The 22,893-nt window shown below is 66.2% G+C and carries 19 protein-coding genes; 7 read left to right on the plus strand and 12 right to left on the minus strand.

Features of this window, described 5'->3' with window-relative positions; genetic code table 11:
- Positions 1-31: 31 nt before the first annotated feature.
- The 3 genes from ACQR1I_RS14025 to ACQR1I_RS14035 are packed head-to-tail and all read left to right on the plus strand — an operon-like array spanning position 32 to position 4,863.
- On the plus strand, positions 32-1,405 hold the full coding sequence (locus ACQR1I_RS14025) for an MFS transporter (protein ID WP_434867342.1): 1,374 nt from the start codon (positions 32-34) through the stop codon (positions 1,403-1,405).
- Positions 1,406-1,429: 24 nt separating this feature from the next.
- Complete coding sequence (locus tag ACQR1I_RS14030; protein WP_434867341.1) at positions 1,430-3,115, plus strand: FAD-dependent oxidoreductase; 1,686 nt, start codon at positions 1,430-1,432, stop codon at positions 3,113-3,115.
- Between the two features lie 14 nt (positions 3,116-3,129).
- Positions 3,130-4,863 (plus strand): thiamine pyrophosphate-requiring protein, encoded by a 1,734-nt coding sequence (locus tag ACQR1I_RS14035; protein ID WP_434867340.1) that lies wholly within the window; start codon positions 3,130-3,132, stop codon positions 4,861-4,863.
- 50 nt (positions 4,864-4,913) lie between these two features.
- Here ACQR1I_RS14035 and hflX read toward each other — a convergent pair whose 3' ends face one another.
- The 6 genes from hflX to ACQR1I_RS14065 form a co-directional block, all read right to left on the minus strand.
- Entirely contained in the window at positions 4,914-6,290 is a 1,377-nt protein-coding gene (hflX, locus tag ACQR1I_RS14040; RefSeq protein WP_434867339.1) for a GTPase HflX, read from the minus strand.
- A gap of 27 nt (positions 6,291-6,317) precedes the next feature.
- Positions 6,318-6,566, minus strand: coding sequence for an RNA chaperone Hfq (hfq, locus tag ACQR1I_RS14045; RefSeq protein ID WP_006613906.1), 249 nt, complete (start codon positions 6,564-6,566; stop codon positions 6,318-6,320).
- 271 nt (positions 6,567-6,837) lie between these two features.
- A complete protein-coding gene (locus ACQR1I_RS14050) occupies positions 6,838-8,208 on the minus strand; it encodes a sigma-54-dependent transcriptional regulator (RefSeq protein ID WP_434867338.1) in 1,371 nt (456 codons plus the stop codon).
- A 17-nt stretch (positions 8,209-8,225) separates the two neighbouring features.
- Positions 8,226-10,574 (minus strand): ATP-binding protein, encoded by a 2,349-nt coding sequence (locus ACQR1I_RS14055; protein ID WP_434867337.1) that lies wholly within the window; start codon positions 10,572-10,574, stop codon positions 8,226-8,228.
- A gap of 228 nt (positions 10,575-10,802) precedes the next feature.
- Entirely contained in the window at positions 10,803-11,522 is a 720-nt protein-coding gene (locus ACQR1I_RS14060) for an IclR family transcriptional regulator (protein ID WP_434867336.1), read from the minus strand.
- Positions 11,523-11,616: 94 nt separating this feature from the next.
- On the minus strand, positions 11,617-12,297 hold the full coding sequence (locus tag ACQR1I_RS14065) for an RraA family protein (RefSeq protein WP_434867335.1): 681 nt from the start codon (positions 12,295-12,297) through the stop codon (positions 11,617-11,619).
- A gap of 232 nt (positions 12,298-12,529) precedes the next feature.
- On the opposite strand from ACQR1I_RS14065, the gene ACQR1I_RS14070 reads away from it, so the two are divergent.
- Positions 12,530-13,510 carry a hydroxyacid dehydrogenase gene (locus ACQR1I_RS14070; protein WP_434867334.1) on the plus strand — a complete coding sequence of 327 codons (981 nt, stop codon included), beginning with the start codon at positions 12,530-12,532 and terminating at the stop codon, positions 13,508-13,510.
- A gap of 30 nt (positions 13,511-13,540) precedes the next feature.
- The gene (locus ACQR1I_RS14075; RefSeq protein ID WP_434867333.1) at positions 13,541-14,878 is read left to right on the plus strand and encodes an MFS transporter; all 1,338 of its coding nucleotides are present in this window, start codon (positions 13,541-13,543) and stop codon (positions 14,876-14,878) included.
- A gap of 79 nt (positions 14,879-14,957) precedes the next feature.
- On the opposite strand, the gene ntrC is transcribed toward ACQR1I_RS14075, so the two are convergent.
- The 3 genes from ntrC to dusB are packed head-to-tail and all read right to left on the minus strand — an operon-like array spanning position 14,958 to position 18,535.
- Positions 14,958-16,400: a nitrogen regulation protein NR(I) gene (ntrC, locus tag ACQR1I_RS14080; RefSeq protein WP_434867332.1), complete on the minus strand. Its 1,443-nt coding sequence runs from the start codon at positions 16,398-16,400 to the stop codon at positions 14,958-14,960.
- Positions 16,401-16,409: 9 nt separating this feature from the next.
- Positions 16,410-17,585: a two-component system sensor histidine kinase NtrB gene (locus ACQR1I_RS14085; protein WP_434867331.1), complete on the minus strand. Its 1,176-nt coding sequence runs from the start codon at positions 17,583-17,585 to the stop codon at positions 16,410-16,412.
- Positions 17,582-18,535: a tRNA dihydrouridine synthase DusB gene (gene dusB, locus ACQR1I_RS14090; protein WP_434867447.1), complete on the minus strand. Its 954-nt coding sequence runs from the start codon at positions 18,533-18,535 to the stop codon at positions 17,582-17,584. Before dusB ends, ACQR1I_RS14085 begins: the two co-directional genes overlap by 4 nt.
- 452 nt (positions 18,536-18,987) lie before the next feature.
- Between dusB and ACQR1I_RS14095 the strand changes: the two genes are divergently transcribed.
- Both ACQR1I_RS14095 and ACQR1I_RS14100 read left to right on the plus strand, forming a co-directional pair.
- Positions 18,988-20,169: a bifunctional 2-C-methyl-D-erythritol 4-phosphate cytidylyltransferase/2-C-methyl-D-erythritol 2,4-cyclodiphosphate synthase gene (locus ACQR1I_RS14095; RefSeq protein WP_434867330.1), complete on the plus strand. Its 1,182-nt coding sequence runs from the start codon at positions 18,988-18,990 to the stop codon at positions 20,167-20,169.
- A 411-nt stretch (positions 20,170-20,580) separates the two neighbouring features.
- Positions 20,581-21,195 carry a CinA family protein gene (locus ACQR1I_RS14100; RefSeq protein ID WP_315799941.1) on the plus strand — a complete coding sequence of 205 codons (615 nt, stop codon included), beginning with the start codon at positions 20,581-20,583 and terminating at the stop codon, positions 21,193-21,195.
- 311 nt (positions 21,196-21,506) lie between these two features.
- On the opposite strand, the gene ACQR1I_RS14105 is transcribed toward ACQR1I_RS14100, so the two are convergent.
- The 3 genes from ACQR1I_RS14105 to ACQR1I_RS14115 all read right to left on the minus strand — a co-directional run bounded on the left by ACQR1I_RS14105 (position 21,507) and on the right by ACQR1I_RS14115 (position 22,625).
- Positions 21,507-21,809, minus strand: coding sequence for a type II toxin-antitoxin system RelE/ParE family toxin (locus ACQR1I_RS14105; protein ID WP_434867329.1), 303 nt, complete (start codon positions 21,807-21,809; stop codon positions 21,507-21,509).
- Positions 21,788-22,015: a hypothetical protein gene (locus tag ACQR1I_RS14110; RefSeq protein WP_434867328.1), complete on the minus strand. Its 228-nt coding sequence runs from the start codon at positions 22,013-22,015 to the stop codon at positions 21,788-21,790. The genes ACQR1I_RS14105 and ACQR1I_RS14110 overlap by 22 nt, the downstream gene beginning before the upstream one ends.
- Before the next feature lie 340 nt (positions 22,016-22,355).
- Positions 22,356-22,625, minus strand: a complete 270-nt coding sequence (locus ACQR1I_RS14115) for a hypothetical protein (protein ID WP_434867327.1) — start codon at positions 22,623-22,625, stop codon at positions 22,356-22,358.
- Positions 22,626-22,893: the final 268 nt, after the last annotated feature.

Below are 22,893 nucleotides of genomic sequence, written 5' to 3' on the forward strand. Positions count from 1 at the left end.
CCTTGCAACGACAAGCACCGGGGAGGGACATTTGACGCAAAGGATCAATCTCGGCAGTTACGTCGACGAGCGACCGCTGTCGGCATTTCAGATCCGGGTCATCTGCCTGTGTGCGCTGGTGGTCGGCCTGGACGGCTTCGATGCCCAGGCGCTCGGCTTCGTTGCCCCCGCGCTCAGCAAGGATCTGCACCTCGCGCCGGGCGCGCTCGGGCCAGTGTTCGGCGCCTCCCTGTTCGGGGTGATGATCGGATCGCTGGTGTTCGGGGCGCTGGCCGACTATCTCGGCCGCAAATGGCTGGTGGTTGCCGGCGTGCTGGTGTTTGCACTGGGATCGCTGGTGACCACCCAGGCCACCAGCGTCTCCGACCTCGTCATCATCCGCTTCGCGACTGGTCTCGGCCTCGGCGGCGTGCTGCCCAACACTATCGCCCTCACCGGCGAATACGCGCCGCAGCGTCGCCGGACGCTGCTCATCATGCTGATGTTCATGACCGTGTCGCTTGGCTCCGCGATCGGCGGAGCGGTCGCGGCCAAGCTCATCACCGCCTATGGCTGGCAGGTCATCTTCCTGATCGGCGGCGTTCTGCCGCTCATCCTGTGTCCGGTCCTCGTCATCTGGCTGCCGGAATCGCTTTCGCTGCTGGCGCTCGATCCGCGCAAGAGCGACCGCGTTCGCGCGCTGCTGACGCGGATCGATCCTTCGGCCCAGCTCGCCGCCGATGCGCGCTTCACGGTCGTCGAGGAGAGCGGCAAGGGCTTCCTGCTGCCGCAGCTGTTCACCAACCGGCGCCTGCTGCCGACCTTGCTGCTGTGGGTGATGTTCTTCATGAACATGATGGACATCTACTTCCTCAACAGCTGGCTGCCGACGCTCACCCACGGAGTCGGCCTCGACGTCCAGGCGGCGATCGCGGTCGGCATCGCGTTCCAGATCGGCGGCATGCTCGGCACGATCGGGCTCGGCCTGCTGATCGAACGGTTCGGCTTCGATCGCGTCCTGTTCACGACCTACGTCGCCGGCTTCCTCTCGATCATCACCATCGGCATGGCCGGCGCATCGCTGCCGATCCTGGTGCCGGCGGTGTTCATCGCGGGCGTTGCCGTGATCGGCGGCCAGATCGGATGCAACGCCTATGCGGCGCGGATCTATCCGACCTACATCCGCGGCACCGGCATCGGCTGGGCGCTCGGCATCGGCCGTTTCGGCTCGATCCTCGGCGTCACGCTCGGCGGCTTGATGCTCGCGGCGCAATGGAACGTCGCCTCGCTGTTCCAGGCGAGCGCGGTGCCGCAGCTGTTTTCCGCCCTGGTGATCCTGGGCCTCGCTTTGCTCGCCATGCGCGGCAACCTTCCGACCTCGGACGATCAGCGCACAACTGCCCTCTCAGCGCCTGAGCGCGCATAACCTTCGATCGACAAGAGAACTGACATGAAGACGATTCAAACGCAGGTGCTGATCGTCGGCGCCGGCCCGGTCGGATTGACGGCCGCCATGGATCTCGCCTCGCGCGGCATCGACGTCGTCGTCGCCGAGATCCGGCGCGCTGGCGAGCCGCCCAACGTGAAATGCAACCACGTCTCGGCGCGCTCCATGGAGGTGTTTCGCCGCCTCGGCATCGTCGGCGACGTGCGTGAGGGCGGCCTGCCCGCGGATTTTCCCAACGACTGCGCCTACCGGACCACGGTTGTCGGCCGCGAGTTGACGCGCATTCCGATCCCATCCCGCCGCGACCGCTACACGGCCACTGGAGGTCCGGACACCGATTGGCCGACGCCGGAGCCGCCGCATCGCATCAACCAGATCTATCTGGAGCCGATCCTGTTCGACTGCGCCGAGTCACAGCAGCGCGTGACGATCCTCAACCGCATCCAGGTCGAGGCGTTCGAGCAGGACGACAACGGCGTGATCGCGCGGGCGCGCGACCTCGACGCCGATCAGGAGATCACCATCGCAACCGACTATCTGATCGGCTGCGATGGCGGCCGTTCCACCGTGCGGCGGCTGATCGGATCGCGGCTCAGCGGAACCGACGTGGTGCAGCGGGTGCAGTCCACCTACATCCACGCGCCTGCGCTAAAGGACCTGATCCAGCAGAAGCCGGCATGGATGACGATGTCGCTCAATCCGCGCCGCTGCGGCACGACAGTCGCGATCGATGGCCGCGACAATTGGCTGATCCACAATCATCTCGCCGCTGCCGAGGTCGAGTTCGACAGCGTCGATCGCGATTGGGCGCTGCGCACCATCCTCGGCGTCGACGATCGCTTCACCTACGAGATCCTCAGCAAGGAGGATTGGATCGGCCGCCGGCTGGTGGCCGATCGCTTCCGGGATCGCCGCGCCTTCATCTGCGGCGACGCCGCGCATCTGTGGATCCCCTATGCGGGCTACGGCATGAACGCCGGGATCGCCGATGCGGTCGACCTGTGCTGGATGCTGGCGGGTGTCATCGCGGGATGGGCCGCCCCTGCCCTGCTCGACGCCTACGAGGCCGAGCGACAGCCGATCACCGAGCAGGTCTCGCACTTCGCGATGAACCACGCGCTCGCCGTGATGAGCCAGCGGCGCTCCGTACCTGCCGAGGTGGAGATCGATGGTCCCGAAGGCGATGCGGCTCGCAGCAGGGTCGGCCAGGCCGCCTATGACCTCAACGTGCAACAATATTGCTGCGCCGGCCTGAACTTCGGCTACTACTACGACAAGTCCCCGGTGATCTCCTACGATGGCGAGACGCCGCCGCCCTACGGCATGGGCCATTTCACCGCGTCGACCGTGCCCGGCGCCCGGGCGCCGCATGTCTGGCTGTCCGACGGACGCTCGCTGCTGGACGCGCTCGGCCCGGCCTATACGCTGCTCCGGTTCGATCCGGCCGTCCACGTCGCGCCCCTGATTGAGACCGCCGCCCGGCAGGGCGTTCCCTTGACGCTGGTGGACGTCGAACCGGGGACGGCCGGCTATGGCTTTGCGGAAAACCTGCTCGTGGTGCGGCCCGACACGCACATCGCATGGCGCGGCATGGTTGCACCGCGCGACCCGGGCAAACTGTTCGAGCGGCTGCGTGGCATGGCCATGCACTCGGAGGCCGTGCGCCGCGCCGCCTCCGTCGTCGCCTGATCGCGTTGCCGCCCATGGCCAGCCACAGCACCGCGCACTACTTTCTCGAGGCGCTTGTCGACCTCGATGTCGAATATATCTTCGCCAATCTGGGCACGGATCATGTGTCGCTGATCGAGGAGATTGCGCGCTGGGACAGCGAGGGCCGCGCACACCCCGAGGTGATCCTGTGCCCTCACGAGGTGGTGGCCGTGCACATGGCCGCTGGCTATGCCAGCGCGACCGGCCGTGGCCAGGCCGTACTCGTCCATGTCGATGCCGGCACGGCGAACGCGGCGATGGCCATTCAGAACGCGTTCCGCTACCGGCTGCCGGTGCTGCTGATCGCGGGCCGGGCTCCGTTCGCGCTGCATGGCGAACTGCCGGGCGGACGCGACACCTACGTGCACTTCGTGCAGGACAGCTTCGATCAGGCCAGCGTGGTGCGCCCCTACGTGAAATGGGACTACACGCTGCCGTCGGGCGTGGTCGTCAAGGAAGCGCTGGCCCGCGCGGCCGCGTTCATGCACAGCGATCCGCCCGGTCCCGTCTACATGATGCTGCCGCGCGAAACCCTCGCCGAGACCTGGGACGAGACCGCGATGCCGGCCTACCTGCCCGCGCACTATGGCAGCGTGAAAGCAGGCGGCATCGACCCGCAGCGAGCGCAGGCGGTGGCAGATGCGCTGATGGCAGCGGACAATCCTATCGCACTGACGGCCTATCTCGGACGCAACCCCGAAGCGGTGTCGCTGCTGGAACGATTGGCGGTCGTCTGCGGCATCCGTGTCGCCGAGTTCAATCCCGTCACGATGAACATCTGCCACGACTCGCCCTGTTTCGCCGGGTCAGATCCGGCGGCAGTCATCGCGAATGCCGACCTCGGACTGCTGGTCGACATCGACGTTCCCTTCATTCCACAGATGCTGAAAGACGCCGATCGGCTGCGCTGGATCCAGATCGACGTCGATGCGCTGAAAGCCGACATCCCGATGTGGGGATTCGCGACCGACCTGCGCATCCAGGGCGATTCAGCCGTCATTCTTCGCCAGGTGCTGGAGGTCGTCGTTGCCCGGGCCGATGTGTCCTACCAAAGAAAGGTGCTTGGCCGGATCGCGGGCTGGCAGCCCGCGCGCGAGGCTGCGGCGGCGAAGCGGGCGGCTGCGGCCGCACACAAGGGCGGCATCGGCGCGATCAACCCGGCGTTCCTGTTCGCACGGCTGCAGGCGCAGTTGTCGGAGGACGACATCGTGCTCAACGAAGCCGTCCGCAATGCGCCGGTCCTGCAACAGCAGCTGCGCCGGACCCGGCCGGGGACCTATGTGGGCCTGGCCGGCGGCGGCCTCGGCTTCAGCGGCGGCATGGCGCTCGGGCTCAAGCTGGCCAAGCCCTCGCATCGCGTGGTGCAGATTGTCGGCGACGGCGCCTACCATTTCGCGGCCCCGGATTCCGTCTACGCGGTGGCGCAGCAGTATCGACTACCGATCTTCACCGTGATCCTCGACAATCACGGCTGGCAGGCGGTGAAGGCCTCGGTGCAGCGCGTCTATCCGGACGGAGCTGCGCAGCGCTCGGACGCGTTCCTGTCCAGGCTCCGCACCGGCCGTCAAGGCGAGCAGCGCCGCCTCGCCGACATCGCCTGCGCGTTCGGCGCCCATGGCGAGCGGGTCGACGATCCCGACGCGCTCGATGCGGCGATCGAACGCTGCCTCGCGACGGTCGATGCCGGCCGGTCGGCCGTGCTGCACGTCGACATTACGCCGCTGTAGCGCTTTGCATCAGTGGAAACGTCGCTGATCGATGGCCAGGGATGCGACGCTTACGCCACCCTTGGAACGCCGTGATAGCGCTCGACCACGATGTCGCGCTTCGTCGCATCGACGCGCACCGTCATGTCGTAATGGCCCTCATGCAGCTCCTTGCTGAGCACCTCGGCGTTGCGGTGCAGCCAGGAGATGCCGGCGCCGTCGGCGGCATCAATGGTGAGGTCGAGCGTCGTGCGCGCGGCGGCGAGCCGGTCCTCGATCGCCTGCAGCAGCGCTTCGATCCCCTCGCCGGTCTCGGCGGAGACCAGCAGGCAAGGCCGCTCCGGCGGCCGACGCGCTGCGATGTTGACGAGGTTTTCGCGCGCCGCTTCGTCCAGCCGATCGATCTTGTTCCAGATCTCGATGATGCTGTCGGTGGCTTCGGGATCGATGCCGAGCTGGCTGAGCACCAGCTCGACGTCGTGCTGTTGCGCCTCGGCGTCCTCGTGCGACATGTCGCGGACGTGCAGGATCACGTCGGCTTCCAGCACCTCCTCGAGCGTGGCGCGGAACGCCGCGACAAGTTGCGTCGGCAGGTTGGAGATGAAGCCCACGGTGTCCGACAGCATCGCCTTGCCGCCATGCGGCAGGCTGATCGCCCGCAACGTCGGATCGAGCGTCGCAAACAGCATGTCGGCCGCCTGGACGTCGGCGCGGGTCAGCCGATTGAACAGCGTCGACTTGCCGGCATTGGTGTAGCCGACCAGCGCCACCACGCGGTACGGCACGCGCTGGCGCCCGGCGCGATGCAGCCGCCGCGTCGCCTGGACCTTCTTCAGTTCAGTCTCGAGCCGGGTGATGCGGTCGCCGATCAGCCGGCGGTCAGCCTCGATCTGGGTCTCGCCGGGGCCGCCCATGAAGCCGAAGCCGCCGCGCTGGCGCTCCAGATGCGTCCAGGACCGTACCAGGCGGCTGCGTTGATAGTTGAGATGGGCGAGCTCGACCTGCAGCGCGCCTTCCTTGGTCTTGGCGCGCCGGCCGAAGATCTCCAGGATCAGCCCGGTGCGGTCGAGCACCTTTGTGCTCCACGCCTTCTCCAGGTTGCGCTGCTGGATCGGCGACAGCGCACAATCCATCACCACGAGCTCGGCGCCTTGTGCGGCGATCACGCCCGCGATCTCGTCGACCTTGCCCTTGCCGAGATAGGTCGCGGGACGGATCTGCGCGATCGGCGCAAGAATCGCATCCGTCACGGTGAGATCGATGGCGCGCGCGAGGCCGGCGGCCTCGTCGATCCGCGCCTCGAAATCACGCATGTCGGATTGGCCGGGCTGCGCGTCGTCACCGCGGCGCGCCCGCAGATACGGGCCGATCACGATGACCAGGCCCGTTGTCTTGACGTCATCCGGCCTCGGAAGGCCGGATGCCCCTTCGCGATTGCGGGGTTCCAATCAGGTCACTCTCTCGTCAGGTCACTCTCACGCAGACGCGTCCTCGCCGCCCTCGAACAGCTGGATCGGGGCGCCCGGCATGATGGTGGAGATCGCATGCTTGTAGACGAGCTGCGAGTGACCGTCGCGCCGGAGCAGCAGGCAGAAATTGTCGAACCAGGTGACAATCCCCTGCAGCTTCACGCCATTGACCAGAAAAATCGTGAGCGGCGTCTTGGTTTTGCGAACGTGGTTGAGAAAGGTGTCTTGGAGGTTTTGTGCGCGGTCTGCCGCCATCGTTGTTATCTCGCAGTCTTGTGCTTTTTCTTATTGGACCCACGGCCATCCGATTCCAGCTCTCGGAACCGCCGCGGTGGCCCATGATCCATTGAGATCCCCCTCGAGGGATCATGGGACGCCGGATTAGAAGACAGGCGAGCATATTAGGCAAGCCGATTACGGGGAAGCCGGTTCCAAAACAGCCGGATTCGTCCGTAAAACTTCGGGGCGAGACGAATTTTCCAATGTAAATTCGTCCAGGTCGGCAAAGTTGGCCGAGTTGTGGCGCTCAGCCGACCCCGAGCGCCTTCAGCTTGCGATGCAGGGCCGACCGTTCCATGCCCACGAACTCGGCCGTGCGCGAGATGTTGCCGGAAAAGCGGCTGATCTGGGCGATCAGGTAGTCACGCTCGAACACCTCGCGTGCCTCGCGCAGCGGCAGGCCCATGATGTGCTCGCCATTGTTGCTCGTCGGCATCGCCGGCACCATCGATCCGACGTCCGGCGGCAGCATATCGGCGGTGATGATCACCTCCGGGCCGCCGGCCGCGAGAATCATCACGCGCTCGACGTTGTTGCGCAGCTGGCGGACGTTGCCGGGCCAGACATGCGACTGCAACACCGCCATCGCGTCCTGGCCGATCTGCCGCTTCGGCAGGCCGGTGGTGATCGAAATCTGATCCATGAAATAGTCGATCAGCTCGGGAATGTCCTCGCGCCGTTCCGACAGCGGCGGAACCCGAATCGGAACCACCGACAGGCGGTGATAGAGATCCTCGCGGAAGCGGCCCGCGGCAATCTCCTCCTCGAGGTTTCGCGCGGTCGACGAGATGATGCGCACGTCGACGTGCACCTTGGTGGTGCCACCCGAGCGCTGGAACGTCTGGTCGACCAGAACGCGCAGGATCTTGTTCTGCGTTTCGCGCGGCATGTCGGCGATCTCGTCGACGAACAGCGTGCCGCCATGGGCTTCTTCGAGCGCGCCGGTCTTGCGCGACTGCTCGCCATTGGACTGCTCGATGCCGAACAGCTCCTCTTCCATCCGCTCCGGCGTGATCGCCGCGGCGTTGATGACGACGAACGGTCCCTCGGCGCGCGGCGACTGGGTGTGCAGCGTCCGCGCCGCGAGCTCCTTGCCCGAGCCCGGAGGTCCGACGATCAGGATGCGGCTGTTGGCCTTGGCGGCGCGCTCGATGGTCTGGCGCAACTGGTTCATCGACGGCGATCGGCCGGTCATGTTGCTAGCGGTCGGCGCCAGCTGCTTCAGCTCGCGCACCTCGCGCTTGAGGCGCGAATTCTCCAGCGCGCGCGTCGCCACCAGGATGAGGCGGTCGGACTTGAACGGCTTCTCGATGAAGTCGTAGGCGCCGCGCTTGATCGCGGCGACGGCGGTTTCGATGTTGCCGTGGCCGGAGATCATCACGACCGGCAGGTCCGGATGATCCTTCTTGATCTGCTCCAGCAGCTGCAGGCCGTCGAGCTTGGAACCCTGCAGCCAGATGTCGAGGAACACGAGGTTGGGGCGGCGATTCGTAATCTCCGCAAGCGCCGAATCGCTGTCGCGAGCGGTTCGCGTCGTGAAGCCCTCGTCATCCAGGATGCCGGCTACCAGCTCCCGGATATCGGCTTCATCGTCGACAATCAGAATATCACTCGCCATGGGTCACGCCTGTCTCGTCAGCTGCCTGTTGCGGCTTGAATTTTTGGTTCGTCATTGGTCGTTTCAACCGGGCCCGCGGTTTCCCCCGCGGACTCATTTGTTGCAGCGGACGCGTTGGCGCCCGGCTGTGGCTGGTCCTTGCTCTTGGCGGCCTGTCCCGACACGGCGAAGCGCAGCCGCATCCAGGCGCCGCGCTGGCCGGCGCGGAAGTCGGATGCGTCCTTCAGCTCCAGCTTGCCGCCATGATCCTCGAGCACGCGGCCGACGATCGCGAGGCCGAGCCCGGTGCCCTTCGCGCGCGTCGTGACGTAGGGCTCGAGCAGCCGCTGCCGTGCGACCTTGGGCAGGCCGATGCCGTTATCGATCACGTCAATCAGCACGTCGTCACCCTCACGCGAAGCGACAACATCGATGCGGCCCTTGCCGAGCTCCTCCTCCGGCACCACCTCGATCGCCTCGGTCGCGTTCTTGATGATGTTGGTCAGTGCCTGCGAGATCAGCCGGCGGTCGAACTGCGCCCGCAAAGGGTCCTGCTTGATGTCGGTCTCGATGTCGATCTCGGGATGCGCGACCTTCATCAGGAACACGGCCTGGCGCACCGCGTCGGCAACATCCTCGCCTTCCATCACGGGCTTCGGCATCCGCGCGAAACGCGAGAACTCGTCGACCATTCGCCTGATGTCGTCAACCTGCCGCACGATCGTGTCGGTACACTGCTCAAATACAGCCTTGTCCTCGGTGATGACCTTGCCGAATTTGCGGCGAATTCGCTCAGCGGACAGCTGAATTGGTGTCAGCGGATTCTTGATCTCATGTGCGATGCGGCGCGCAACGTCGCCCCACGCCGAGGTGCGCTGCGCTGATACCAGCTCGGTGATGTCGTCGAGCGTGATGATGTAGCTGTCGCGTGCCTGATTGGTCTGCTCGGCGGTGACGCGCACAGAGAGATTGCGCTCGTGACCGTCGCGCTGGATGGTGATCTGCCCTTGCACCAGCCGCTGCTTGCCTTCGCGCGCCGTCTTCATCATGTCGTCGAGCTCGGGCAGCACATCGGTCAGCGGATGATCGAGCACCTCCTGCTCCGAATGTCCGATCAGCTTCTCTGCCGAACGGTTGAGGATGCCGACGCTGCCCGAGGCATCGACGCCGATGATGCCGGCGGAGGCCGACGACAGCACCGCCTCGATGAAGCGCCGCCGGCTGTCGATCAGATCGCTGGCGCTGACCAGCTCGTCGCGCTGGGTGCGCAGCTCCTGCGTCATCTTGTTGAAGGTCTGGCCGAGCTGGGCGAGATCGCCTTCCGAGCGGTGCACGGGAACCTGGACGTTGAGGTCGCCGGTCGAGATCACGTTGGCGGCGTTCATGAGCTGGCGGATCGGAGCCACCAGCCAGTTGGCGAAGTTCAACCCGATCAGCACCGACGCCATCAGGATGGTCAGCGCGATCACCGCGAACATCAGCGCGAAGGCGACCTGGATGCCGAAGCGCCGCGCCTCGACCTGGGCATATTCGGCGACCGACAGCTCGGTCTGCTTGAGCTGGTCGACGACCTGCGGATCGAGCGGACGCGCGACGTAGAGGAAGGTGTCGTTGAAGGCGCGTAGCCGGATCACGGCGGCAACGTAGTTCGACTCCGGCAGGACCGCGATCTCCGGCTCCTGCTCGCCGACATTGTTGAGGAAATCCGGCGCCGGCGGCGAATAGGCCAGCTGGACGCCGCCGGTCTCGGCCCACACGATCGGATTGGTGTTCTTGTCGATGATCATCGCGCCCGGCAGGTTGCGCGAGGCGGCGCTGGCGGTCAGCAGTTCGCGGAAGCTGGCGCGATCCTGATCGAACAGCGGCCGGGTCCGCGCGATGTCGTTGGCCATGCCGAGAATGTCGCCGCGGATGAACTGCGCATGCTCCTGCATGTAGGCGCGCGCGATGGTCAGCGAATTCTGTATCGCGACCTTGGCGGGCCCCGAGAACAGCCGGTCGAGGCCGCGGTCGATGGTGACGTTGGCGACCACCGCGACCAGCACCGCCGGCAGCACCGCGATCACCGAGAACAGGCTGACGATCTGCACGTGCAGCCGCGCCGCCGCCCGGCCGCGGCGCCGGGCCTGCACGACCTGCCAGACCTCGCGGATGATGATGCCGACCAGGATCAGGATCGTGCCGGCGTCGATCAGGTAGAAGGTCTTGACGACCTCGGTGGTCGGCTCGATCGGGCTCAGGCCGACCAGCACGATGAAGGTCAGGAAGCCCGACGACAGCGCGACGGCCACCGCCACCGGCGCAAGCCAGGTACGCCAAGTCCAGCGCCGCCGGTCAGGGGGCGGGGCATCCAAAGGGGTGGCCGAGGTGGTCTCTGCGCTGGTCATTCCGGCAAGCTGTGATGATGAACGCGGCACGTCCGGAAGAATCGGACTGATGCATTCCTACCACGCTGTTGCCGAATTGCGACAATTCAACGGCGCAGAAGCGCGTCACTGATTTGTCTACAATAATTCTCATCTGGGGCAGCGGTTTGCTGCCGAAAAACGGCATTCTGGGCTGCGAATCCGGTCTTTCGGGCTCAACCCAGCGATGCCGCGCGTGCCCGGCGGTGTCTATCCACCGCACGCCGTGGTCAGGTCCACGCCAGCCGCCCTCAGTTCCAGACGGATTTCCTCGGCGCGCGCCGGGGTCAATCGGGTGACCGGACCGGACAGAGCGAGAGCGCCGAGCAGCGCACCACCTGGCCCGAACACCGGCGTGGCCAGCGCCGCAGAATGAGGGTCCGTGACGCCGCTGGTGAAGAGCGGCGTATCGATCGCCGCCGTGGCGCGCCCCCGATCGAAGTGCCGCAGCACCTGGGCGATAGCCGACTTGTCCATCGGACGCAGGTCACCGGGCTGGACATGCATCCGGATCTGATTGGCGCTTTCGACGCGAAACAGGCAAAGGCGCTGCTCGCCCCGGCGCGTGTAGAAGGACGCGGTTTCACCGGTCGAACGCGCCAGCTTTTCCAGCACCGGCGTGACATGATCGGCGAGACCGAAAGCATGCTGGTAGCAGGCCGCCAGCCGCATCACCTCGGCATCGAGCCGGTAGCCGCCGCCATCGACCCGGCGGATCAGGCCGTAGCTTTCCAAGGACAGCGCGACGCGCATCACGGTCGTCTTGATCAGCCCGGTCCGCCTGGTCAGTTCGGCAAGGCTCACCTCTCCGTCGCCGCGTCGAAAGGCCGTCAGGACGCTCAGCGCGCGGTCGACGGCGGAGACGCCTTTCAGGCCCGACGACGCGGCGGGCTTCACGGTCTTCTTGGGTCTGCTCGATGTCTTCGCCACGTCCTGCTTCCCGAACCGGCCGCAGATCGGGCGGCCGCTGTCAGCACGGGTATACACAGCCCCGCAGCGAAGTTCACGCCGGCCGAGGCGAAGCTCAGCCGATATATTCGACGCCGCGCTTCCTCAGCTCCTCGTCGACCCACGAACGGTCGTTGCGCCCGGCCGCGATGGCCTCGAGCTGCGCCGTCTCGGCATCATGCTTCTTCTTCGCCGCGGCGAAGACGGCTTCGGCATCGGCGAACGGGACGCAGACGAGCCCGTCCTCGTCCCCGAGCACGAGATCGCCGGGCTGGATCACCATGCCGTCGATCGCGATCGCGACGTTGATCTCGCCGGGGCCGTCCTTGTAGGGGCCGCGATGGGTGACGCCGGCGGCGAAGATCGGAAACCGGCCCGCGCGGATCGCCGCGGCGTCACGCACGGAGCCGTTGATCACGATGCCGCCGAGGCCACGGCGCTCCGCATGCGCGATCATCATCTCCCCGATCAGGGCGTTGGACAGATCCCTGCCGGCATCCACCACGACGATGTCTCCTGGCTCGGCCATGTCGAGCGCCTTGTGCAGCATGAGATTGTCGCCCGGGCGCGATTTCACGGTGATCGCGGGCCCCGCCAGCACGCCGCCGCCGTGCATCGGGCGCAGGCGCGGACCTGCCGCGTTCATTCGCGACATGCTGTCGCTGACATTGGCGACCGGTAGCACCCGATATCGCTGGACGAGGTCTTTGGCGACCTTTTGCTTCGGATTCGGATAAATGCGGAAACCTGCGGTCATGGTGTGCTCCTGGTGCGATCGTCCCTGCGGCTCTGCCGATCGGCAGTTGACAAAACGAGCCGTCGCGGCGATACCTACAGAAAATGCAACGCTGTTTCAATTTTGGAATGGCGACAGGGGAAACGGTCAGCGTCTCGTCGGGGAACGGGTCGGGCGGAGCCAATGCCGCAGGATCAACCGTGCGCCATGCGGCGCACGTCACGGGCGTTGCCGCCGGCAAGAAGGCTGCGACATGCGCTACAAGCTACTCATCACCGGACCGGCTCTCACGGCGGAAGCAGCCGCCATCGCGGCCCGGCGCGGCGCGGCACTGATCGACAATCCGCATTATGCGAGCCCGCAGGAACTGGCCGAGATCGCGGCCCGCGAGCAGCCCGACGGCCTCATCGTGCGGCAAGGCAAGATCGACGATCAGGTGATCGGCGCCTCGGCGAAGCTCAAGGTGATCGCCAAGCACGGGGTCGGCACCGACAACATCGACGTCGACGCCGCAGACCGGCGCGGCATTCCCGTGTTCGTCGCGCGCGGCGCCAATTCGCAATCGGTCGCCGAGCTCGCCTTCGCCCTGATGTTCGCGGTGGCGCGGGAGATCCCGCACCTCGACGCGCGCATCAAGGCCGGACACTGGGACAAGGCCACGACCAGGGGCGCGCAGCTGTTCGGCCGCAGTCTGGGTGTCGTCGGTTTCGGCGAGATCGGTCGCATCCTGGTCGGTCTTGTCCAGCCGCTGCAGATGAAGGTGCGCGTCTTCGATCCCTATATGCCTGAGAATTCCGAGATCGCCGGCGCCGCGCGCGTCGGCAGCCTCGACGAGATCCTGACGGCGAGCGATTTCATCAGCCTGCACTGCCCGCTGACGCCGCAGACCCGCAACATGATCGGCCGCGACCAGTTCGCCCGCATGCGCCGCAATGCGATCCTGATCAACACCGCGCGCGGCGGGCTCATCGACGAGACGGCCCTGTTCGATGCGTTGCGCGACGGGGTCATCGCGGGGGCCGGCCTCGACTCGTTTGCCGAGGAGCCGGCGAGGCCAGACCTGCCGCTGCTCGCTCTGCCCAACGTCGTGGTCACGCCTCACGCGGGAGCCAGCACGCAGGCCGCGCGTGACGCGATGGGCGTCCTTGCGGTCAACCACATCATGGACGTTCTGGAAGGCAAGACGCTCGACCGGCGTGCGATGGTCAACAAGAAGCAGCTCGACGTCGCCTGAGCGACGCACATAACAACTTGGGAGGATACGATGGTTATAGCCGCGACGGCGCCGAACGCGCTCGAACGGTCGACCATGCGCCGGGTTTCTTGGCGCATCATGCCGTTCGTGATGATCTGCTATCTGTTCGCCATCCTGGATCGCAGCAATGTCGGCATGGCATCGCTGCAGATGGTGCAGGATCTCGGGATGTCGAAGTCAATGTTCGGCTTCGGCGCCAGCCTGTTCTTCTTCTCCTACTTCCTGATGGAAGTGCCGAGCAACCTGGCCATGCAGCGTTTCGGCGCGCGGCGCTGGATCGCCCGGATCATGATCACCTGGGGCATCATCTCGGCCGGCATGGCGTTCGTGCAGGGCCAGACCTCGTTCTATGCGATGCGATTCATCCTGGGCGCGGCCGAGGCCGGTTTCTTTCCAGGCGTGTTGCTCTACCTGACGTATTGGCTGCCTGCGAACTATCGAGGGCGCCTGATCGCATTGTTCGCCATCTCCATCCCGGCAGCCACCTTCATCGGCTCTCCGCTTGGCGGGTTGCTGCTGGGTCTCGACGGCCTGCTTGGTCTGCGAGGCTGGCAATGGCTGTTCATCGTCGAAGGCCTCCCGACCGTGCTGCTCGGCCTGATCTGCCTGTCGGTGCTGACCGACAGGCCGGACCAGGCGCGCTGGTTGCGCGATGAGGAACGGGCGTGGCTATGCGCTGAGCTCCAACGCGAGACGGCGAGCCGCCCGGCGACGGTTCAACAAACCGGGTGGGGCTCCTTCGTGCAACTGCTGCGAAATCCCCATGTCTGGGCGATGGCGCTCGCCTGTTCCGGCGCGTCGGCAGCCGGGTCCGTGCTGAGCGTTTGGCAACCCCAATTCCTGAAATCCTTCGGGCTCACGAACCTTGAGACCGGACTGATCAACTCGATCCCCTATGGTCTCGCCTGCATCCTGATGGTGCTGTGGGGCCGTCACTCCGACAAATCTGGAGAAAGGCGCTGGCACACCGCGGTGACCCTGCTCTTGATTGCGCTTGGGCTTCTCGGGGTCTTCGTCATTCATTCGTTGGTCGGGACGGTCTTTCTGCTCAGCCTCGTGCTCGTCGGCGCCTATGCGTTCAAAGGGCCGTTCTGGGCGCTGACGTCGGGCTGGCTCGACACTGGATCGGCGGCAGCCGGTCTCGCGATGATCGGCGCCATATCCAACCTGATCGGCGGCGGCCTGATGGTGAACATCTATGGCAGCGTGCTGGATGCCACCGGCAATTACGGCCTGGCGCTGCTGCCGATCGCAATCGTGACCATGATCGGCGCCGGGCTGGTGCTGTTCATCAGCCGCTCGCGCAGCGCCGAGACGGCGATACCCGCCGTCGCGAAGGAGGCCTGATATCGCGCGATCCGCCGCTAGACTGTAACGGTTTGAGACCAGACTCCCCCGGCCTGCGCCGGGGGAACGATCGGAACAGCTAGCCGCCGCTGCGGTAGACCTGGATGTCCAGGTCGCGGATCTTCTTGCGCAGCGTATTGCGGTTGAGCCCGAGCAGATCGGCCGCGCGGATCTGATTGCCGCGCGTCGCAGCCAATGCAGCGGTCAGCAGCGGGATCTCGATCTCCTTGAGGATGCGGTGATACAGGCCCGGCGGCGGCACGCCGTTCGGGAAGCCCTGGAAGTGCGAGGACAGGTACGCTTCCACGGCGCCGCCGAGATTGTCGATCGAGCTCGGCGCGTTGGAGCCGGTGGTCACCGCTGGCGGCGCCAGCTCGCCGTCGATCACTGAGGCCGTGATGACGTCCTGCGGATACAGCGCGGCGAGGCGGCGGGCGAGGTTTTCCAGCTCGCGGACATTGCCCGGCCAGCGGTGCTGCTTGAGCCGCTCGAGTGCTGCAACATCGAGCTTCTTCGGCGGCAGCCCGTCCTTCTCGGCCAGCGCGAAGAAGTGACGGATGAGATCGGGCAGGTCCTCGATGCGCTCGCGCAGCGGCGGCAGCCGCAGCGGCACGACGTTGAGGCGGAAGAACAGGTCCTCGCGGAACAGCCCCTGCTGGATCAGGATGCGCAGGTCCTTGTTCGACGCCGCGACGATGCGGACGTCGGTCTTGATCGGGGTGCGGCCGCCGACGGTGGTGTACTCGCCCTGCTGCAGCACGCGCAGCAAGCGCGTCTGCGCCTCCATCGGCATGTCGCCGATCTCGTCGAGGAACAAGGTGCCACCCTCGGCCTGCTCGAAGCGGCCGGAGGCGCGGGTGTTGGCGCCGGTGAAGGCGCCGCGCTCATGGCCGAACAATTCCGATTCGATCAGGTCGCGCGGGATCGCCGCCATGTTGACGGCGACGAACGGGCCGTTGCGGCGCTTGCCGTAGTCGTGCAGCGCGCGCGCCACCAGCTCCTTGCCGGTGCCGCTCTCGCCGGAGATCATCACGGTGAGATCGGTCTGCATCAGCCGCGCCAGCACGCGATAGATGTCCTGCATCGCCGGCGAGCGGCCGACCAGCGGGATCGATTCGAACTCGCCGTCGTCGGGCTGGCTCGCCGCCCGCTCCTTCGGCTCGGCCAAGGCGCGGCCGACGATCGCGATCAGCTCCTTCAGGTCGAACGGTTTTGGCAGGTACTCGTAGGCGCCGCGCTCGGAGGCCTTGATCGCGGTCATGAAGGTATTCTGCGCGCTCATCACGATGACCGGCAGGTTCGGCCGCATCTTCTTGATCCGCGGCAGCAGGTCGAACGCGTTCTCGTCGGGCATCACCACATCGGTGATGACGAGATCGCCCTCCCCCTGGCTCACCCATCGCCACAAGGTGGCGGCGTTGCCGGTCAGCCGCACCTCGTAGCCGGCGCGTGACAGCGCCTGGTTCAGGACCGTGCGGATGGCCGTATCGTCGTCGGCAACGAGAATGCTACCTGCAGGCATAGGTGGTCCTCAATTTGATCCCTGAGAGGCATGCAGCGACGTCCCCGAAACGTCATCGCGATGGCCCTGGTCGTGTTGTTTGCTGGCGCTGTACATCGGCATCAGCACCCGGAAGGTCGTCTTGCGCGGCTGCGACTCGCACTCGATGATCCCGCCATGGTCGCCGATGATCTTCGCGACCAATGCAAGACCGAGGCCGCTTCCGGTCGGCTTGGTGGTCACGAACGGATCGAACAGGTTCGGCATCAGGTCTTCCGGCACGCCGGGGCCGTTGTCCTTGACGCAGAACTCCAGCGGCAGCGACACCCGCGACTTCTTGCCCGGCACCGACAGCCGCACGCCCGGGCGGAAGGCAGTGGTGAGCTGGATCTCGGCATCGGCGCCGAGGTCGACGACGGCTTCCGCGGCATTCTTGACCAGGTTCAGGAACACCTGGATCAGCTGGTCCTGGTTGGCGAGCACCGGCGGCAGCGACGGATCGTAATCCTCGATGAAGCGGATGTTGCGCGCGAAGCCCGATTGCGCCAGCCGCTTCACGTGGTCGAGCACAGAGTGGATGTTGACCGGGCCGCGCGCCACCGGACGGTCGTCGCCGAACACCTCCATGCGGTCGACCAGGGTGACGATGCGGTCGGCTTCGTCGCAGATCAGCCGGGTCAGCATGCGGTCCTCCGAGGAGGCCTGCTGCTCCAGGAGCTGCGCGGCGCCGCGGATGCCCGACAGCGGGTTCTTGATCTCGTGCGCCAGCATCGCGGCCAGCGCGATCACCGAGCGCGCGGCGCTGCGATGGGTGAGCTGGCGGTCCATCTTGTCGGCGATGGTGCGCTCCTGCAGCATCACCACGATATGGCCGGGCCGCTCCGGCAGCGGCGCGACGTGCAGGTCGACCAGCCGGTCGGCGCCGGTGCGCGGCGTGCCCAGATCGACCTTGTACTCGTTGACCGGCGCGCTGGTGGTGCGCACCTGATCGATCAGCGCCAGCAGCGGTGAGCCGAACGGCACCAGCTTCTTCAGCGACTGTCGCTGCAAAAACTGCGTCGAGGAATCGAAGAACGATTCCGCCGCCATGTTGGCGTCCATGATCATGCCGTCCGGGCCGATCACCAGGACCGGATTCGGCAGGGCGTTGAGGATGGCATCGCCATCCGAGGGAAGTCGCTTGCGCTGTTCTGCGGCTGAGCTCATGCGGCTGCACTCCAGGCAAAATCGTCGAAGGCGTCACGCAGCGCCCGATGCACCAGGGACGGCTGCTCGGATGTCAGGATACGCTCGCGCCACGCCTTCAGTTTTTCGGCCGGCGCATTCGCGTGCTCGGCGGCGACGTCGAGCCCCCAGCTGAGATGCTTGCGGGCGTGGCGCAGCCCGAACCGCGCGCCATAGTGGCGGCAGATCTCGTCGTAGAGCGCGGCGAGATACAGGAGCTGCTGCGCCAGCTCCGGCGCGGCCTCCTCCGCCGCGCCATCGAGACGACGTCCGATCTGGCCGGGCAGCCAGGGCTGCCCCTGCGCGCCGCGGCCGATCATGACGGCATCGGCGCCGGACGCATCGAGCGCCTCGCGCGCCTCCGCGTAGCTCGTGATGTCGCCGTTGACGACGACGGGCAGGTCGACGGCCTGCTTGACGGCGCGCACCGCGCTCCAGTCGGCCTCGCCCTTGTAGAACTGCTGCCGCGTCCGGCCATGCACGGTGATCAGCTGCACGCCGGCCGCTTCGGCGCGGCGCGCCAGCTCCGGTGCATTCAGGCTGCGCTCGTCCCAGCCGAGCCGCATCTTCAGGGTCACCGGCACGTCGACGGCCTCGACCGTCGCCTCGATCAAGGTCAGCGCATGATCGAGATCGCGCATCAAGGCCGAGCCGGACTGCCCGCCGGTGACGTGGCGCGCCGGGCAACCCATGTTGATGTCGATGATGTCAGCGCCGCCGTCCTCGGCGACCTTGGCGCCCTCGGCCATCCAGTGCGCCTCGCAGCCGGCCAGCTGGACGACATGCGGGCCGATGCCGCTGGCCTCGCAACGCAGCCGGGATATCCAGCGACCTCTGACCAGATCGTCGCTCGCGGTCATCTCGGACACCACCAGACCCGCGCCGAGCTCGGCCGCGAGTCGGCGAAACGGCGCGTCGGTGATGCCCGACATCGGCGCGAGGATGGCCCGGTTGGCGAGCGAAACGTCGCCTATCTTCAAGGCATTGGGGGGTGTATTGGCCGGGCCGGTCACAAACGACTCTTCAAGCTCATGCGACGCATCATTGCGTCCGCGCAGCACTCTCAAGCACAATTCTTGGGCAGTCAAGCGTCATGCCTACACTTTAGCCAAGACAATCAGCATTTCAAGTGCAGTGCAGCAAAATATGCTTGTTCGGCAGTCATGGTAAACCCTTGAGCTGCCTTGATTTTGCATGGCTCCTCGGGCGCGCATGAAGGTCGACCCGACGGTGCTTCAAGGCTTTCCCTAGCGGCTGCTTGCACATGCGTCGGGGTCGCAGGGCAGCTCATGCGATGTGTGATCCTGCTCGCTTAACATGATCTGCAGATGTAAGAAGCCGGCAAACCTCCTCATCCTCCCATCAGCATCGATACCCTGTTCCCATGACGACTTCTCAGCGGACTGCAGCCATTCTCGTCGCGGCCGGACGCGGACTGCGCGCCGGCGCCGGCGGTCCGAAGCAATATCGCAGCATTGGCGGCCGCACCGTCATCCACCGCGCGCTCGCGGCATTCGCCGAGCATCCCGAGGTGACCGTGGTGCAGCCGGTCGTGAACCCGGATGACATCGACGTCTTCAAGGCCGCGGTCGCAGGCCTGCGCCACGAAGCACCGGCCCATGGCGGCGCGACGCGTCAGGCCTCGGTGCTTGCGGGCCTCGAAGCATTGGTGCCGCACAAGCCGGACATCGTGCTGATCCACGATGCGGCGCGCGCCTTCGTGACGCCGGCGGTGATCTCGCGCGCGATTGTCGCGGCCAACAAGACCGGCGCCGCGATTCCCGTGGTGCCCGTCACCGACACCATCAAGGAAGTCGGCGCCGGCGGCGACATCACTGCTACGCCGGAGCGCGCGCGCCTGCGCATCGCGCAGACGCCGCAGACCTTCAAGTTCGACACCATCCTCGAGGCGCATCGCCGCGCGGCGCGCGACGGCCTCACCGAGTTCACCGACGATGCGGCGATCGCCGAATGGGCGGGATTGACGGTTGCGACCTTTGAGGGCGATGTTGCCAACATGAAGCTCACCACACCGGAAGATTTCGTGCGCGAGGAAGCGCGCCTGGCCGCTCAGCTCGGCGACATCAGGACGGGCACCGGCTACGACGTGCACGCCTTCGGCGAAGGCGACCATGTCTGGCTGTGCGGCCTGCGCGTGCCGCATAGCAAGGGCTTCCTGGCCCACTCCGATGGCGACGTCGGCCTGCACGCTCTGGTTGACGCAATTTTAGGCGCCCTCGCTGACGGCGACATCGGTTCGCACTTCCCGCCGTCCGACATAAAGTGGAAGGGCGCCTCCTCCGACCAGTTCCTGAAATACGCCATCGAACGCGTCGCCGCGCGCGGCGGCCGCGTCGCCAATCTCGAGGTCACGATGATCTGCGAGCGCCCGAAGATCGGTCCCTTGCGCGACCAGATGCGCGCCCGCATCGCCGAAATCTCCGGCGTCGACATCTCGCGCATCGCCGTGAAAGCGACCACCAGCGAGCGCCTCGGCTTCACCGGCCGCGAAGAAGGCATCGCCGCGACCGCCAGCGCGACGATCCGGCTGCCGTGGGGGGCGTAGTGGAGCTCCATCTTTTCGACGGGGATGTCATCCGTTTGCGTCGAACTAACAGAGCTCGGTGACTTGGCCCCAGGCTCTGGCCGCCGAGTGTGAGTTGAAAGTCGAGTTCTTCACCGCGATCGCGGTGCGCCCCCTCGCCCCGTCAGGGCGAAGCGAAGCTTCGCTAGGACGGGGAGAGGGTTGGGGTGAGGGGCAGACGCACGAGAAGTGCGTGCGGACAGACCTTTCCCCCTCACCCGGATTGCATCCATCGATGCAATCCGACCTCTCCCCGCCCTAGCGAAGCTTCGCTTCGCCCTGGCGTGGCGAGGTGAAACCGAGGCCGTGGAAGCGTCTCGACTCCATCGAGGCCATCCATCCTCGGCAAGGTCATGTTGGGGTAGCTATCGCGTCGAGGGACGAGCGGGACACATGGCGAGCGAACGACAGATCGGCTCCACCAGCGCGCTGGCCCGCTCGCTGCTCGACCTGTGCCGGTCGCGCAAGCTGATGATCGCGACCGCCGAATCCTGCACCGGCGGTCTCGTCGCCGCCGCGCTCACCGAGATCCCCGGCTCCTCGGATGTCATCGACCGCGGCTTCGTGACCTATTCCAACGAAGCCAAGCGCGCGATGCTCGGCGTCGAGGCCTCGACCTTGCAGACCTTCGGCGCCGTCTCCAAGGAGACCGCGATCCAGATGGCGGTCGGCGCGCTCGAACGCGCCGACGTCGATCTCGCCGTGGCCATCACCGGCATCGCCGGCCCCGGCGGCGCCACCCCCGGCAAGCCGGTCGGCCTGGTGCATTTCGCCGTCGCCGCCCGTGACGGCCGCATCACCCACCGCGAACACCGCTTCGGCGCCATCGGCCGCAGCACGGTTCGCACCCGCTCGGTGATCGAGGCGCTGCGCATGCTGATGGAGCTGGCCCGGCCGCAGGTGCCGGCCAAGCCGAAACGCGCCGCGGCGACGCGGCTGCGCCCGCGGGTGGCACGGGCGCCGCGGTTGCATCCGGTGAAACGGCCGCCACGGCGGCCAAGGACGTAGTTGCGAACGCTGCGCCCTGCTCTCGCCACGCCGTGATCGCGAACGCAGCGACGCGATACAGTTCTTTGGCGAGTTCAACAAAGCGACGTCGTCGCCCCACCCTCCGCCGTCATCCCCGCGAAAGCGGGGATCCATAACCCCAGGGCGTGGTGTGGCGCCACGCCGGTGGCTCCGATCTCGTCTCGCCACGTCCGCCGCGGAGTATGGGTCCCGGGTCGGCGCCTGCGCGGCGCTCTGCGCCGCTCCGGCTTGCCCGGGACGACGGCGGTGGGTGGACTCGCAATGAGGAAAAAATGGTTCTCGACCTCAAGTCATGCCGACTCGTCCGGATCGCGCGCCGCGTGACGCACGCCATGAACGATCACCTCATCAGCAGTGACTTCATAGTAGATGAGGTAAGGATACGGGTTGACGACCAGCCTCCGCAGGCGTGGATGGCTCGATGGAGCGCCCGCTCTGGGATGATCCGCCAACATTTCCAGAGCCGATTTGATTCGGGTCTGCACACGCCTCGCGCCGCTTGGCGAATGAGCGGCAATATAAGCCAGAATGCCCTCAAGCTCGCGGGCCGCGCGAGTCGTGAAGCGGAGTTTCAGAGACCGTGCTTGGCCCATATGGCCTTGATCTCGTCGTCGGTCGCAAACTGGCGTTGATCCGCCTCGCGAAGCGATCCTTCGAACGAAGACAGGTCTGCCGGAGTCAACTCGACGCGAGCCTCGTCGTGTCCGGCCAGCCGCAACAGCACGCGCGCCAGTTCGTCCTGCTCTTCGGCTGGAAGCCGGCGTGCGACGTCGAAAGCCTGGTCGAGCAAAGTCGTCATGGTGACACTATAGACCTTCGTGCGCCGAGCGGAAAGCGGCGGAAAACATCGGCACGGAGGCGCGCGCGTTGCGGGAAAGCACATCGATGGCGGGCAATTTATTGTTCTTTGCTTAGCGACGCCGTCGCCCCACCCTCCGCCGTCATCCCCGCGAAAGAGGGTATCCATAGCCCCAGGTCGCCGTGTGGCGGCACGCCGGCGGCTCCGGTCTCGTCTCACCACGTCCGCCGCGGAGTATGGATCCCGGGTCGACGCCTGCGCCGCGCTTTGCGCCACTCCGGTTTGCCCGGGACGACGGCGGTGGGTGGGACTGGCGCTTCTGGCCGGTCAGCACAGCCTTTCACGCGACCGAATTGGCGGCGACATGACGAGCCGCCGCGCCTTGGGATCCTGCGCCAGGCGCAGATGACGGGCGCATGTCAGCACGCTCGTCGGGCAAATCACCGGTGCCGTGGACGTTCCAGCACGACAATCCGCGCGCATCGCCATCGTTGCAACCACCTCCAATACGGGTGCGCCAAAACGCGATATTCGTCAGCGCCTTCAACGCCCGACTCACTGTCCAGTCCGCCCCGCAAAAATATCCTTCTTTGATTTTTCCGAAATCCATGTTTCCCTCCCCTCATCCCGCCTCGACACGAGGGGCGTATCGCGATCGTCACGAGACGCGAGGTGGGAGGCGATGGCCGCCGAGGGGCCGCAGCGCGTCTTGGACGTGCGGACGGACGGCTCTTGGCGGACGTGAAGTCGCAGCGTCCTGACACCCCGAAGCTGGTGTCACGCCGGTGGTGATGATGATCCACCGGTCACGGGGGCAAGACAGCCGGTCCCCGGGGAGACTGCGTATAAGCGTGAAGACCATCGCGCAGGGAATGCCG

Origin of the sequence: Bradyrhizobium sp. HKCCYLS2038, assembly GCF_051167655.1 — a bacterium.
GTDB lineage: Bacteria > Pseudomonadota > Alphaproteobacteria > Rhizobiales > Xanthobacteraceae > Bradyrhizobium.

Bases quoted from the DNA above. Each gene is read 5' to 3' on its own strand.
- ACQR1I_RS14030 (WP_434867341.1), top strand. From the start codon at position 1,430: ATGAAGACGATTCAAACGCAGGTGCTGATCGTCGGCGCCGGCCCGGTC.
- ACQR1I_RS14035 (WP_434867340.1), top strand. From the start codon at position 3,130: ATGGCCAGCCACAGCACCGCGCACTACTTTCTCGAGGCGCTTGTCGAC.
- hfq (WP_006613906.1), bottom strand. From the start codon at position 6,566: ATGGCGGCAGACCGCGCACAAAACCTCCAAGACACCTTTCTCAACCAC.
- ACQR1I_RS14050 (WP_434867338.1), bottom strand. From the start codon at position 8,208: ATGGCGAGTGATATTCTGATTGTCGACGATGAAGCCGATATCCGGGAG.
- ACQR1I_RS14055 (WP_434867337.1), bottom strand. From the start codon at position 10,574: ATGACCAGCGCAGAGACCACCTCGGCCACCCCTTTGGATGCCCCGCCC.
- ACQR1I_RS14065 (WP_434867335.1), bottom strand. From the start codon at position 12,297: ATGACCGCAGGTTTCCGCATTTATCCGAATCCGAAGCAAAAGGTCGCC.
- ACQR1I_RS14070 (WP_434867334.1), top strand. From the start codon at position 12,530: ATGCGCTACAAGCTACTCATCACCGGACCGGCTCTCACGGCGGAAGCA.
- ACQR1I_RS14075 (WP_434867333.1), top strand. From the start codon at position 13,541: ATGGTTATAGCCGCGACGGCGCCGAACGCGCTCGAACGGTCGACCATG.
- ntrC (WP_434867332.1), bottom strand. From the start codon at position 16,400: ATGCCTGCAGGTAGCATTCTCGTTGCCGACGACGATACGGCCATCCGC.
- ACQR1I_RS14085 (WP_434867331.1), bottom strand. From the start codon at position 17,585: ATGAGCTCAGCCGCAGAACAGCGCAAGCGACTTCCCTCGGATGGCGAT.
- dusB (WP_434867447.1), bottom strand. From the start codon at position 18,535: ATGTCGGGCATCACCGACGCGCCGTTTCGCCGACTCGCGGCCGAGCTC.
- ACQR1I_RS14095 (WP_434867330.1), top strand. From the start codon at position 18,988: ATGACGACTTCTCAGCGGACTGCAGCCATTCTCGTCGCGGCCGGACGC.
- ACQR1I_RS14100 (WP_315799941.1), top strand. From the start codon at position 20,581: ATGGCGAGCGAACGACAGATCGGCTCCACCAGCGCGCTGGCCCGCTCG.
- ACQR1I_RS14105 (WP_434867329.1), bottom strand. From the start codon at position 21,809: ATGGGCCAAGCACGGTCTCTGAAACTCCGCTTCACGACTCGCGCGGCC.
- ACQR1I_RS14110 (WP_434867328.1), bottom strand. From the start codon at position 22,015: ATGACGACTTTGCTCGACCAGGCTTTCGACGTCGCACGCCGGCTTCCA.
- ACQR1I_RS14115 (WP_434867327.1), bottom strand. From the start codon at position 22,625: ATGGATTTCGGAAAAATCAAAGAAGGATATTTTTGCGGGGCGGACTGG.